Source organism: Streptomyces sp. NPDC058663, from assembly GCF_042716745.1.
Taxonomy (GTDB): domain Bacteria; phylum Actinomycetota; class Actinomycetes; order Streptomycetales; family Streptomycetaceae; genus Streptomyces.
Genome location: NZ_JBHXRV010000029.1, coordinates 98,327 through 111,293, shown reverse-complemented (window position 1 = coordinate 111,293; position 12,967 = coordinate 98,327). Strand labels below are relative to the sequence as shown.

Genomic DNA, 12,967 nt, shown 5'->3' with positions numbered 1-12,967 from the left:
CTTCGATGTCGAACATCGCACCCTCTCCGGGTCGTTGACCATGCTGGCCTCGGCTACGGCACCGTGCTCGCGCATCCACGTTATGCAGACCTGCCGCCCGCTTCTTTGCCCGGCATTGCGCCGGACCGGGCGGCGGCCGGGTCTCTCATCAGCGTCTGTGACGGCACCCCGCAGGCCCGGCGACACCACCCCCCAGGTCATCCGATCGACAGAGGGGACACAGTCATACCGGGCCCGGAGGCCAGCGGCCCCATTGCAGGACCGCGAAAAACATAACGGGGGACGCGGGCGGGCACGCGGCCTCATGCGCGGCGCAGCCCGGCCACGCTGTCGGCGATGTAGTGGTCCCCGAAGCGGATGAGCGAGGCGTACTGGGCGGCCCGGCGGTGTCGCATGAGCCGCAGTTCGGCGACGGCGTTGTCGGGGCCCTCGGGCTTCTGGGCGAGGGAACGGTGCAGGTGGACCATCGAGTACGCGAGGGTGACATGCCGTTCACCGTCGACGATGTCTGCCTCCAGGAGGGCGCCCCGTGCCTCGGCCAGTTCCGGTGTGCCGGCCGCCAGCTGCGCGTAGGAGTCCGGGACCGACGGACAGCAGGTCTTTCATGGCCGCCCGGAACAGCTTGTATCCGCGGTGCTGACGCCCGCTCAGCGGGATGTCCACCGACGGAGGGGCCATGGTCCGGCGGATCGTCGCCATGTAGTAGTCGGCCGGGACCGTACTGGCGTGGGTCATCGCCGCCGGGAAGCCCCGTACGTACGTGGTCGCATCCGCCAGCCGCACCAGCGCGGCGTCGCTGTCGCCGTGCCGCAGGAGGGCGGTGGCGTCGGCCACGGCGACCGCGGCGCAGATGTTGAACAGGACGTGGACCTGATGGCCGATCAACCACCGGGCACTCCACGCGTCCTCCAATGAGGCCTGCGTACGGGGTTCCTGCCCGGCCTCCGGCGGGCCCGCGTCACGGCGGGTCCCCGGCGTCGTACCGGTCAGGTCGAGGACCGCCTGACGCATCCCGGCCAACTCCAACGCCAGGTCGCCGCCCGACAGGGGAGCGTCGGTCAGGTCGTCCAGCGCGCGGTGGACGACCATGGCCCCGTGCAGGGCGGCCTGTTGGTCGGACAACTCCTCCTCACGGACCCGGAAATAGGACTGACTGACCGACTCGGCCGGCAATCCCTCACCGGAGACGGCCGGACCCTGATCCGCCAGCACGCCCACCAACGCCCCGGCAGCCGAGGCCGCGTGCCCCAGCGCGAGGGCCCGCTCGACCGGCCTGGCATGCGTCCCCACTCCTGCCAGCACGCACGCGGTCCGTTGCGCCTCGGCGGTGACCCGCGCACCCAGTGCGGGGGCGTGCTGCCCGCTACGGGGTTCGCGGAAAACAGCGACAGCCGGATGATCGGTAACCGGTGATAAGCCCATAGTCACAGTACTTGACCATGAACACCTCATCGAAAACGCTGATCCCCGCCATTCACGGACGACACAAATGAGCCATGCCGAGCGTGGCAGGACCCCACCGGCCGACAGGCAAGGGCCGAGCCCAAGGCCTTCATCGCCGCGCAGCTGAAGAAGCTGCCGGCCTGAGACGCGGCCTCCGACCGTCCACGGAAGCGACTTGAGCGGCCGTCAAGAGGGGGGAGGGGGCATCTGCGGGTGCCCCTTTCCGTCCCAGGTGGACAAGGAGAGAAACCGGCACTTCGGGCGAGGGCGAGCGGACTTCGGGCGTGCGTCGGGGGATGGACGACCTCACGTACTTCGGCGTGCCCGGATTGCCCCTGAGCGGGCCCCGATCCGCCCCGGAGAAATCCCTGACCGGTGTACCGCAGGGACGACAGAGCACCTAACGTGACGTCTGCGGGCCGTGCATGGAGGCCGCGGTGGACAGGTATCTCACCGACCTGGCAGTCCCACCACGGGGCGCCCGCTGCCCCGCCGTGCCGTCCTGACAGCTCGCTCCGGTGCCGGGGGTGGGCAGCATGTCCCACCGAACCCCACCCCACTGAGCCCGGAAGTCCCGCGCGCCACGGGGGCGATCACCTTCCGACGTCCGCGGTTCACCCGGCCGTTCCGGAATGCCGAAATCCTCCGTGTGGTGCGCTCCGGGTCACGGACCGCTGCCGCCCGCACGAAGGAGAACCGCTCGCATGTCCCACCCCCTGCCCGAATGGGCCGACCCCCAGGTGCCCGCGGCGTCGCTCGACGCGCAGGGGCTCAGCCGCCGAGGGCTGATGCGCCGCGCCGGTCTGTTCGGTGCGGCGTTCGCCGCCGGCTCGCTGCCGTCGCCCGCGACGGCCGACGGACGGGAACACCGGCCCCGGGGACCTGGCCACGGGGGAGGGCAGGGGCATGCCCCCGACCTGGTCTACCTGGTCGGGGACCACCACAACCACACCGTCTACAGCCACGACGCCAAGTACACGTTCTCCCAACTCGCCGCGGCAGGACAGAAGTTCGGTCTCGACTGGATGGTCTTCACCGAGCACAGCAATATCGGCCACGCCGAGTTCGGCGCCGCGCGGGAGCACCGTGAGATCCTGCGGGCGCGCGCCGGGAACAGGCGCATGCTGATCTTCCAGGGCCTCGAGTGGTACATCCCCGGCGCCGAGCACTGCACCGTCTTCTCGCCCCCCGGCCGGCACGAGGTCGAACTGCTCACCCGCTTCGAGGAAGCCTTCGACGGCAAGCTGCTCGGCTACACGGCCGGTGCCCCGACGCACCCCGACACCCCGCGCAACGAGGCGCACGCGATCAAGGCGCTCAAGTGGCTGGCCGAACAGCGCCGCACCCGGTACGTCGACGACGTCCTCGTCCTCGCCAACCACCCCATGCGGCTCGGCATCGACTCGCCCCACGAGATACGCGGCTGGCGCGACGCCGCACCCGAGATCATGATCGGCATGGAGGGCGCCCCCGGCGCCCAGGCAGGCGCGATCCCCGGCTGGCACCCCGACACCAACATCCGGGGCGAGTACACGAATTCCCCGTCCGCCGAGTCCTGGCCCGGCTACCCCCGCGCGGCGTACGTCACCTACGGCGGCTTCGACTGGGCGACCGCGACCGTCGGCGGCCTGTGGGACGCGATGCTGGCGGAGGGCAAGCTCTTCACCATCACCTCCAACTCCGACGTCCACCGCGTCGCCCAGGACACCTGGGTCAACGGCGCCTGGCCCCCCGGGCAGGACTTCGACAGCACCGGCCGCCTCCCCGACCCGTACCCCACCACCGAACCGCAGCCCGGCGGCGACTTCTGGCCGGGCCAGTTCAGCCGTACGCACGTGGGCGTCACCCGGTACGGCTACCGGGACGTGATGGCGGGGCTGCGGGCCGGCCGGGTCTGGGTCGACCACGGCCATCTCCTCGACGGCATCGACGTCACGGTGCGCGGTGAGCGCGGCAACAGCGCCACCCTCGGCGGCCGGCTGCGCGCCCGGCGCGGCGAGCGGCTCACCCTCAGCGTCACGGTGACCGCCGCGTCCCGCCGGAACCCCTACGGTGTGCTGCCGCGCCTGGAACACGTCGACGTCATCCGCGGCGCGGTCCACGGCCCGGCCGCCGACCGCGACGACTGGCACGCCCCGGACTCCCGGGTCGCCCATGCCGCCGACGTGTCGGGCCGCCGCGGCACGTACACCCTGCGCATCCCGCTCGGGCGCGCGGACGCGCCGTTCTACGTACGGCTGCGCGGCAGCGACGGCAAGCGCCACGGAGCGGGCTTCCTCGGCGCGGCGATCGACCCCCACGGCCCCCTGCCGCACGAGCCGGGCAAGGGCAACCCGTGGCTCGACACCTGGTTCTACACCAACCCGGTCTTCGTGGACACCGTGCGCTGAGCCGACGGCCGGCCGGGGCGGCGCCCCTGTCCGCGAACACGGCCCGGCGCGCGGCGGGTATCCGCTGTGCGAGGTGGCAGCGGAGGTCAGTAGGGTCGGCGCATGCAGCGCATATCCGTCGACGGGGTCCCGGTGCGGTGGAGCCAGGGACCCGCTCCTCTCAGTGCCACGCTGACCTTCGGGTGCGGGGCGCGGGACGAAACCTTCCGCACGCTCGGAGTCACCCACCTCATCGAGCACCTGGCGATGAGTACGGTTCCCCGCCTCCATCACGAGCACAACGCCTCGGTCGATCTGGAGGCCACCCGCTTCACCGCATCGGGAACGCCCGAACAGGTCGCCGCCTTCCTGGAGGCAGTGTGCGTCGCGCTGTCCGGGTTGCCGCTGGACCGCATGGAACACGAGGCCGGCGTACTGACCGCCGAAGCGGCCTCACCCACCCACCCCGGGGCCGCGTTCCCGCTCCACCAGCGCTACGGACACAGGGGACCGGGCCTCGCGCCCTGTACCGGCCCCGGATACGACCGGCTCACCCCCGAGGCCGTGAGCCGCCACGCCGCCTCGTACTTCACCCGCGGCAATGCCGTACTCCAGCTCACGGGCCCCGTACCCGACCACCTGCGCCTGCCGCTGCCCGGCGGGAATCGACCGCGGCGTACGGCACCCGAAGCACGCCCCGGGCCCTCCTGGGACGACGCTCCGATCGACGGCGCGGCCCTCGCCCTCGCCGCGCCCGCCGACTCACCGGCCGCCGCGCTCGGCCATGCCCTGCTGGCCCACCGGCTCACCGGCCTGGCCCGGCACCAAAGGGGCCTCAGCTATGCCGTCGAAGGCGACACGGTGCTCCGTGACCACCTCACCAAGGACACGCTGATCTGGCTGGACGCCCGCCCGGGCCACGAGGAGGAGGTCGCCGCCCTCCTGTGGAACGAGACCCTGCGCCTGGCGCAGGAGCCGGTCACGGACTTCGAGATCAAGGACGAGATCGAGGGGTTCAGGGAGGCGTACGAGGACCCGCGCGCCATCGAGGCCGAACTGGACCTGGCTGCCCGTGCCGACCTCTTCGGCCTGCCCCACCGCGACAGTGCCGACCGACTGCGCGCCCTGCGGGCCGTCACCACCGAAGAGATACGGAGCCACTTCGCGCGGGCGCTCGGCTCGGCGCTGCTCACGGTGCCGGTGGGCACCCGGCCGCACCTCACCGGCGTCGACGGTGCGCCGCTGGAACGGCGCGGCTGCTGGCGGCGCGGTGACCTGCCGGCGGGGGAGACGTTCCGGCCGCCGCTGCTGGCCCGAGCCGCGTACCGCGGGGCGCGCGCCGCCCGTCTGGTGCTGACACCGGCCGGAATCGTGGAGCGCGACGCCGACGGTGATCTGCACGAGATCCTTTTCGACCAGGTGGTGGGCATGGAACGGGACGGCGACGACCGCACGCTCTTCGGTGCCCTCGGCTGCATCATCGCGGTCTCCGCCGGCCTGTACAGCGGCGTCGGCCGCCTGGTCGCCGCCCTGGACGCAGCCGTCCCCGCCGAGGTGGCCTACGACGTCTCGGCCCTGCGCGACTTGGGCCAGGACACGCCCGGCTGACGCTCCACCCGTCACCCGAGGGGCCCTTCCAGCGGGTGACGGCGCGTCAATTACGTCTCACGGGAACCCAGTTGAACCGTCGTCGTGATACGGGTGACACCGGGTCCGCGCGGTACGGAACCGAAGCCGAAGCGTACGGCCGGTTCGACGGGTGCCAGCACACCCAGGTCGCGGCCCTCCAGGGTCCCCGACAGCCCGGTCACCGGTCGCAGGTCCCGCGCTCCGTACCACTCGCGGCGTCCCCCGCCCGCGCTGCCCCGCGTCCGCACGCCGGACAGCAGCAGCCGGGCGGGCAGGTCGGTCAGCGCGCTCCAGGCCGGTCGGCCGGCGAGTGCACCGGGCACGGCCCGCAGGACGAGCCCCAGTGGCCCGCGCCCGCCCACGTCGAAGCGCAGGTCGAGCGGGCCCGCCAGGACGGCCCAGGAGTCGTCCGCGACGTCCACGCGGACCGGGACGACGTGCACCGCGTCGAAGGTGTACGTCCTCCGGATGAAGCCGGCCGTTTCCCCAGTGGGCGCCAGCAGGATCCGTTCCCCGTCCCCACGCTCCAGCATGACGTCGCTGAACGGCCCGTACGGCGTGTGCTGCCAGTGCCCCAGGACGATGCGGGTGCCGCTGGAAGTGCCCATCCCCGCGATCCAGCCGTCGAAGCGCAGTCTGCGGCGCCGCCCTGCCGTACTCGGTGTCCGGATCACCTTCTCCTCCTGCCAGACGGGCACGACTCTACGGCCCGAGTCCCACCCTCACCCGATATGCCGCTCTTGCCGGGATTATGATTTGATCATTCCGGACCTCGAACCCGTATCGCGGACTCGAAACCGTATCGCGGAAGGGAAGCAGACGTGCAGGGACAGGACGCCACGGCGGGCTTGGCAGCCCGGCCCCTGAGCAGGGACGCAGTCTCTGCCTGGCTGGAACTCCACGAAGCGGTCGAACGGACCGACCGGGCCGGCGACCACGTCGCCGGGGCGGAACTCGTCGAGGTGCTCCAGGACCCCAAGCTCGACCTGGAACGGGACAGCCTGGGGCTGTGGGACGGCCCCCGGCTCGCCGCCTACGCGGTGCTGCACACCCCGCACGGAGCGAGCGACGCGGCACGCTTCGCCGGGGACGCGGCGGTGCACCCCGACTGGCGCAGGCGCGGCCTGGGTACCCGGCTCGTCGCCTGGCTGGAGGAGCGCGCCCAGGAGAGGCACGCCGCCGACCCACAGCTGTCCGCCCTCAAGGGCGAGCTGCTGCTCGGCGGGAAGGCGGGCGACGAGAACCTGTTGCGGCTGACCCAGAAGTGCGGTTTCACACCGTCCCGCTGGTGGTTCCTCATGAGGCAGCCCCTGGACGGAGCGGCCCCCGAGCCCCGGTCGGCCCCCGAGGGCACCCGCCTGGTCCCCTACGCCGCCGACTACGACGAGGCCACGCGGCTCGCGCACAACGACGCCTTCCGGGACCACTGGGACTTCACCGTGCTCGACCGGGCCGACTGGCGCACCTGGGTCACCGGGGCAGGCGCGTTCCGCCCCGGGATGTCCAGGCTGCTGGTGTCCGGCGACGACGTGGTGGCGTACCTCCTCGCGGAGGAGAACGAGGCGGAGACCGCCGCGACCGGCCGCAGGGACTGCCACGTCGGCTACCTCGGCACCCGGCGGGCCTGGCGCGGCAAGGGCGCGGCGCCCGCGCTGCTGGCGGAGCTGCTGACCGCGGCGCGCGACATCGGCTACGACACCGTGTCCCTGACCGTGGACACCGCCAACCCGAGTGGCGCGCTGGGGTTCTACGAAAAGACCGGGTTCGTGGTGGACAAGGAGACCGTGACGTACGCGCGCGCCCTCGGCTGACGCCCGGGGCCCGCCCCGGGCCGCGTGCGCGCCCGGGGTGGGCCCCGGATCATGCCGCGCATCGCAGATGGATCAAGGGGTACGAGGACCGGCAGTAAACGATCGCTCACCGACCACCTCTGACGATCATTCACCCACTCGCACGGCACGAGGGCGGACAGATGGCTGACACTGCTGACACTGCTGACGGCATGCTGGTAGAGGACCTGTACCGGTTCGAGGAACTGCTGGACGACGCGGAGCGGGCAACGCTCCACCGGGTCCGCGAGTTCCTGCGCGAGGAGGTGGCCCCGCACGCGGACACCTGGTGGGGGAAGGCGGCGTTCCCGCACCACCTCATCCCGCGCTTCGGGGAGCTGGGCATCGCCGGCATGGGGTACGAGGAGTGCGCGGGCGCCCCGGCGAGCAGCCTGCTCAGCGGCTTCATCGCGATGGAGATGGCTCGCGTCGACGCGTCGGTGGCCACGTTCTACGGCGTGCACGCGGGACTCGCCATGGGGAGCATCGCCCGGTGCGGCTCCGCCGAGCAGCGGCGTCGCTGGCTGCCCGCCATGGGCCGGATGGAGCAGATCGGGGCGTTCGCGCTGACCGAACCGCAGGGCGGTTCCGACGTCGCGCTGGGGCTGCGGACCACCGCCCGGCGCGAGGGCGACACCTGGGTCCTCAACGGCGAGAAGCGGTGGATCGGCAACGCCACCTTCGCCGACCTCGTGGTCGTCTGGGCCAGGGAGGAGGGCGAGGACGGCGGCGTGCGCGGTTTCGTCGTCGAGACCTCGACGCCGGGATTCAAGGCCACCCTCATCGAGAACAAGATCGCCCTGCGGACCGTCGAGAACGCCGACATCGTCCTCACGGACTGCCGGGTGCCCGAGGAGAACCGGCTCCAGGAGGCCCACGGCTTCCGGGACACCGCGGACGTCCTGCGGCACACCCGCAGCGGTGTGGCCTGGGAAGCCGTGGGAGTGATGCTGGCGGCGTACCGCATCGCCCTGGACTACACCCGTGAGCGCGAGCAGTTCGGGGGGCCCGTCGCCCGGTTCCAGCTGGTCCAGGACCTGCTGGTGCGGATGCTGAGCGACGCCACCTCCTGTCTGGGGATGGTCGTGCGGCTCGCCCAGCTGGAGGACGCCGGTACCTTCCGCGACGAGCACTCCGCGATGGCCAAGGCGCACTGCACCACCCGGATGCGGGAAGTCGTGGGCTGGGGACGCGAACTCCTGGCGGGCAACGGCATCGTGCTCGACTACGGCATCGGCCGTTTCGTCGCCGACGCGGAGGCGCTCTACTCGTACGAGGGCACCAGGGAGATCAACACCCTGATCACCGGCCGCGCGGTCACGGGCATCGGCGCGTTCGTCTGACCCTGCATCTGCATCTGTATGTGCGCATCTGTATCTGCACCCAGCTGAGGACCCCGGAGGGGCTGCCAGGGGTCCTCAGCTCCGGTACGGCGACCATGCCGGCGGACGTGTGTCCGCTGCTACTTCGTGCCGGACCCGTCCAGGTTGAGGCCACTGCTCCTGCTCGGCAGGACGGCGCCGACCAGGCCGTCCTGCGTGTTGTTGGCCTCGCCGACCAGTGTGTGGAGGGTGAGGTCGGCTGCCCTGTCCACCATGCGGTCGGCTCCGCCCTTCGCGGTAAGGGCGGAGAGGGAGGCGCCGCTGGGAGCGTCCGCGGTGGCGGCCTGTGCCGGAAGAGCGGTGAGGAGTGCGGAGGCAGCCAGTCCGAGGGCCGCCGAGGTGCGCGTCAGGGTATGGATCACGTCCTCCCAACGCCCGTACGCTCCACCCGTTACGGCATGTCCACCGTCCGGCCCCACGCCGGCGCTCGGTACGCGGCGCGCGACACCGTTCAGCGTGCGACGTGGTTCAGCACGTGACGTACCGGTAGCCGACGCCCCGCACCGTCTCTATCGCCCTGCGGTACGGGGAGCCCAGCTTGCGGCGCAGCCGGGCGATATGGACGTCGATCGTCCGGTGATCGGCGGGGGCGGGGGAGGCCCACAGCGCGGAGTGCAGCATCTCGCGGGTGTGCACCCGCAGGGGGTGGGCGACGAGATGTGCGAACAGGTCGAACTCCAGCCGCGTGAAGTGCAACGGGCGTCCGGCCACCGTGACGGTGCGAGCGTCGGTGTCCACCTGGACCAGCTGCGCGGCGGCCGCGACGGGCAGGGCACCCGGGCCCTCCTCGTCCCCGGGCACGAGGACGAGGTACCCCGTCAGGGAGGGTGTTCCCGGTGGGGCGGGTAGCGCGGAGGGAGGGAGCGCGAACCACGAGGCGCGCACCAGCTCGCCCCACGGGGCGGGCGGGCCCTCCGCCCGGCGCAATGCAGGTAATCCCGATCCGTGGGAGAAGTCGGGACCGGGCGTCGTACGGGTGATGCTCACGAGAAGCCGCATCCTCTCTCGGGGCCGCGGTGCCTCGCGTACACGCCGCTCCGCGACCGCAAGTGGGGTGGTGTCCGTCCTGCGCCCGCTTGACACTACCGGTGACCGAGAGAGATCGGAAAGTAACTTCCGGAAGGCGGGATTCTATGGCTGGATTGTGCCGTCGGGAGGACGGCAGGTCCTTGCCGGTCTCCCCGGAACGGACCCGCGCAGGGAGGGCCGACCGGGGGCGGGACCCGGCACGCCCGGTCCGGCGGGCCCAGGTGATGTGCCGGTGAGGCAGGGTGCGACGATCTTCCGATGCGAGAGATCGACGAGTTGGTGCAGGTGGACGATCCGGTGTGGCCGGAACTGTGCGAGGTGCTGTCCGCGGCCTCCGGGTCCGTTCAGGTGCTGCCCGCCGACGTGGACGAGGGTCGCCGGTGCCTCCTGCAGATGCAGGTCACCGCCCGATCGGTGCTGGGGGCACTGGCGTTGCACACCGGCGGACTGCTCGTGGACGGCGGGTGGGTACGGGTGTTCGGCGGGGGCCCGGTCACGGGAGGGGGGCTGCCGAGCCTGGCCCGGGTGAACCGGTTCCCGGCGGACTTCGATCCGGCCTGGCATCCCGGGACGGCCCTCGTCGTCGGCCACGACGTCGTCGGCGGGGTCTTCGCGCTGAACGGTGGCGACCCCGCGGCGGGAGGCCGCCCCGGAGGGCCGGGAGAGATGACCTACTTCGCCCCCGACACTCTGGAGTGGGAAGCGATGGGGACGGGTCACTCCGGATGGATCTCCTGGCTGCTCTCGGACCAGCTGGAGACGTTCTACGACGGGCTGCGGTGGCCGGGCTGGCGTGCGGAAGCCGCTGCCCTGGCCCTCTCGCAGGGCATTTCCGTGTATCCGTTCCTGTGGTCCGAAGAGGCCCATGCCGAGCTGGCGGCGACCAGCCGGCGTCCCGTGCCGATGCGCGAGGTGCTGGGGGCCGCCGCTGATTTCGCACGGCAGGCAGGGCCGCGGGACCCCGGGTTCCTCGGCGACGCGTAAGCGCCAGTACGCACCCCCGGGCGCCCGGGCGTCGACCGGCTTCTCGGGGCAGGGTGTCCCGCTTCCAGGACTGCCAATGTGCTGGAAATATGCGGGAGTTGTTTCTGGCGGGGTGCTGCGATGGTGGAATGCGGTGAGGACGGGGGAGCGCGGGCACGGGGGAGAGAGTGTGAACGCCGAGGGTGTGCGGGTCGACGGGCGCTACCGGCTGGAGGTACTGCTCGGGCGCGGCGGCATGGGCGAGGTCTGGCGGGGGTACGATCCGCAGCTGGACCGGCGCGTCGCCATCAAGTTCCTGCCCCCGCAACTGGCCGTCGACACCCACCGGGTGAGCCGTTTCCGGCGCGAGGCGCAGGTGACCGCGCGGCTCCAGCACCCCGGCATCACCCAGATCTTCGACAACGGCGCCCACGGCGGGCAACTGCACCTCGTCATGGAACTGCTCGACGGACAGGACCTCGCCACCGTCCTGCGTGAGCACCCTGCCGGGCTGCCCCTGCACCAGGCCCTCGACCTGACCGCCCAGGCCGCCGACGCCCTCGGGTACGCGCACGACCAGGACATCGTCCACCGGGACGTCAAGCCCGCCAACCTGATGCTGCTGCCTGGCGGACGGCTCAAGGTGTGCGACTTCGGCATCGCCGGATTCGCGCGGGCGGACTCGGGGCTGACCCTGGAGGGCAGCGTCATGGGGACGCCCGACTACATGGCCCCCGAGCAGTGCCTGGCACGGCACGTCGACGGGCGGGCCGACCTGTACGCGCTGGGGTGCGTACTGTTCGCCCTGCTCACCGGGCACCCGCCGTTCACCAGGTACCGGTACGGCGACTTCCGGGCCGTGATGATGGAACACCTCCACACGACGCCCCCGACGCTGTCCGTGCTGCGACCCGGCGTGCCCCCCGAACTCGACCTGCTCGCCGTCCAGTTGCTCGCCAAGGACCCGCGCGACAGGCCGGCCTCCGGGAGAGATGTCGCCGACCGCCTCGGCGCCCTGACTGGGGAGGGCGGCGGCAGCCCCGGGCGTGCGGGCGGCGGGCCGGCCGGCCCGCCGCCCGCACGCGAGGAACCACGGCCCGAAGACTCCACGTCGCAGGCACCACCCGCGCCAACCGCTCCATCCGCACCACTTGCCCCCCTCACGCCCCTGGCGTCGGCGCCCCTCCTCGACGTCTTCTGCAACCAGTACCTCGCTCCCGGTGCCACGGAGGGCAGCGTGATCGTCGGCGTGCGGAGCGCGGACTCCCCTCCCGGCCGTGCGGCCACCTCCGCTCCGCGTGCCCTCGTCTTCCTGCTCGGCCTCTCCCACGAGCTGCCGGAGGCCGACTTCCGCACGGTCACCCGGGCCGTCCGCGACGCGGTCGACAGCCTGGAGGAGGGCGTACGGTTCGCCGTGGTCGCCGGCTCCGCCTACGCGCGGATGCTCTACCCCGACACCTTGCGCCTGGTTCCCGCGAGCCCCACGGCCAAGGCTGCCGCGCACGCCGCACTGGCCCGCCTGGAACCGGTCAGGGACGCGGCCTTCGGCCGCTGGGTGCGGCTGGCGGACCGCTTGTTCGCCGGACATCCCGACGCGCTGCGCACCGCGATCCTCCTCGCGGACATGAAGGCCACGGCGGAACCCCCCGAGGAACTGGCCGCCACCCTGGCCTCCTGCGCCGGCCGCTTCACCTGCCACGCGCGCGGCATCGGCGTCAACTGGGAGGTCCGGCAACTGACTTCACTCGCCTCCGCACTGAACGGCACCACGGACCTCGTCCACACCCCCGCGGACCTCGCCCCCGCGCTCGCCCAGATCCTCGACAGCACCCGCCAGGCCGTCGTACGCGACCTCGCCCTGCGCATCACGGCCCCGGACGGCACCCGCATCCGCTCCGTCCAACAGGTCGCACCGACCCACGAAGACCTGTCGTTCCGCGGCTACCCGATCGGTCCAGGCGCCTTCGAATACCCCATCGACGCACCGGACGACCGGCAGCGGGACTACCACCTGCTCCTGGACCTGCCGCCCGGCGGGCCGGGTGCGACCGCACCGGTCGGCCTGGATCTCACCCTGCTCCCGCCCACCGGGCACGGCCAGTCGCTGGACCGCCGCACCATCCCCTTCCAGTGGACCGACGACGACCCGCGATCCAGCGACATCCCTCCGCGGGCGGCCCGGTACACCGGTCAGGAAGAGCTGGCGCGGGCGATCCAGGAGGGGCTCGACGCGGCCCGCGACGGCGGGAAGCCGTCGGCCGGGGACCAGGGCTCCACTTGATCCCGAGCGTGCGACCGGGTCGCATGCGCAGGCGGAAGTGAG

The 12,967-nt window shown here is 72.2% G+C and carries 11 protein-coding genes; 6 read left to right on the top strand and 5 right to left on the bottom strand.

What is annotated here, in order from left to right; translation table 11 throughout:
* Positions 1–302: 302 nt before the first annotated feature.
* Both ACFWVV_RS21985 and ACFWVV_RS21980 read right to left on the bottom strand, forming a co-directional pair.
* Positions 303–467 carry a hypothetical protein gene (locus tag ACFWVV_RS21985; RefSeq protein ID WP_384358934.1) on the bottom strand — a complete coding sequence of 55 codons (165 nt, stop codon included), beginning with the start codon at positions 465–467 and terminating at the stop codon, positions 303–305.
* A 25-nt stretch (positions 468–492) separates the two neighbouring features.
* The gene (locus ACFWVV_RS21980) at positions 493–1,302 is read right to left on the bottom strand and encodes a hypothetical protein (protein WP_384358936.1); all 810 of its coding nucleotides are present in this window, start codon (positions 1,300–1,302) and stop codon (positions 493–495) included.
* Positions 1,303–2,147: 845 nt separating this feature from the next.
* Between ACFWVV_RS21980 and ACFWVV_RS21975 the strand changes: the two genes are divergently transcribed.
* Together ACFWVV_RS21975 and ACFWVV_RS21970 are read left to right on the top strand one after the other, a co-directional pair.
* Positions 2,148–3,833, top strand: a complete 1,686-nt coding sequence (locus ACFWVV_RS21975; RefSeq protein ID WP_384358938.1) for a PHP domain-containing protein — start codon at positions 2,148–2,150, stop codon at positions 3,831–3,833.
* 102 nt (positions 3,834–3,935) lie between these two features.
* The gene (locus ACFWVV_RS21970; RefSeq protein WP_384358940.1) at positions 3,936–5,420 is read left to right on the top strand and encodes a hypothetical protein; all 1,485 of its coding nucleotides are present in this window, start codon (positions 3,936–3,938) and stop codon (positions 5,418–5,420) included.
* Between the two features lie 50 nt (positions 5,421–5,470).
* Here ACFWVV_RS21970 and ACFWVV_RS21965 read toward each other — a convergent pair whose 3' ends face one another.
* Positions 5,471–6,049: a hypothetical protein gene (locus ACFWVV_RS21965; RefSeq protein ID WP_384358954.1), complete on the bottom strand. Its 579-nt coding sequence runs from the start codon at positions 6,047–6,049 to the stop codon at positions 5,471–5,473.
* Between the two features lie 213 nt (positions 6,050–6,262).
* On the opposite strand from ACFWVV_RS21965, the gene ACFWVV_RS21960 reads away from it, so the two are divergent.
* Together ACFWVV_RS21960 and ACFWVV_RS21955 are read left to right on the top strand one after the other, a co-directional pair.
* Positions 6,263–7,252 (top strand): GNAT family N-acetyltransferase, encoded by a 990-nt coding sequence (locus tag ACFWVV_RS21960; RefSeq protein ID WP_384358942.1) that lies wholly within the window; start codon positions 6,263–6,265, stop codon positions 7,250–7,252.
* A gap of 161 nt (positions 7,253–7,413) precedes the next feature.
* On the top strand, positions 7,414–8,613 hold the full coding sequence (locus ACFWVV_RS21955; protein ID WP_384358944.1) for an acyl-CoA dehydrogenase family protein: 1,200 nt from the start codon (positions 7,414–7,416) through the stop codon (positions 8,611–8,613).
* Between the two features lie 119 nt (positions 8,614–8,732).
* On the opposite strand, the gene ACFWVV_RS21950 is transcribed toward ACFWVV_RS21955, so the two are convergent.
* On the bottom strand, positions 8,733–9,014 hold the full coding sequence (locus ACFWVV_RS21950; protein WP_384358946.1) for a hypothetical protein: 282 nt from the start codon (positions 9,012–9,014) through the stop codon (positions 8,733–8,735).
* A 106-nt stretch (positions 9,015–9,120) separates the two neighbouring features.
* A complete protein-coding gene (locus ACFWVV_RS21945; RefSeq protein WP_384358948.1) occupies positions 9,121–9,639 on the bottom strand; it encodes a winged helix-turn-helix domain-containing protein in 519 nt (172 codons plus the stop codon).
* A gap of 300 nt (positions 9,640–9,939) precedes the next feature.
* On the opposite strand from ACFWVV_RS21945, the gene ACFWVV_RS21940 reads away from it, so the two are divergent.
* Positions 9,940–10,665: a DUF2625 family protein gene (locus ACFWVV_RS21940; RefSeq protein WP_384358950.1), complete on the top strand. Its 726-nt coding sequence runs from the start codon at positions 9,940–9,942 to the stop codon at positions 10,663–10,665.
* 169 nt (positions 10,666–10,834) lie between these two features.
* Positions 10,835–12,925, top strand: coding sequence for a protein kinase (locus ACFWVV_RS21935; RefSeq protein ID WP_384422761.1), 2,091 nt, complete (start codon positions 10,835–10,837; stop codon positions 12,923–12,925).
* The last annotated feature ends 42 nt before the right edge of the window (positions 12,926–12,967 follow it).

Coding starts and splice junctions, on each gene's coding strand:
- ACFWVV_RS21985 (WP_384358934.1), bottom strand. CDS start 467: ATGGTCCACCTGCACCGTTCCCTCGCCCAGAAGCCCGAGGGCCCCGAC.
- ACFWVV_RS21975 (WP_384358938.1), top strand. CDS start 2,148: ATGTCCCACCCCCTGCCCGAATGGGCCGACCCCCAGGTGCCCGCGGCG.
- ACFWVV_RS21970 (WP_384358940.1), top strand. CDS start 3,936: ATGCAGCGCATATCCGTCGACGGGGTCCCGGTGCGGTGGAGCCAGGGA.
- ACFWVV_RS21965 (WP_384358954.1), bottom strand. CDS start 6,049: ATGGGCACTTCCAGCGGCACCCGCATCGTCCTGGGGCACTGGCAGCAC.
- ACFWVV_RS21955 (WP_384358944.1), top strand. CDS start 7,414: ATGGCTGACACTGCTGACACTGCTGACGGCATGCTGGTAGAGGACCTG.
- ACFWVV_RS21940 (WP_384358950.1), top strand. CDS start 9,940: ATGCGAGAGATCGACGAGTTGGTGCAGGTGGACGATCCGGTGTGGCCG.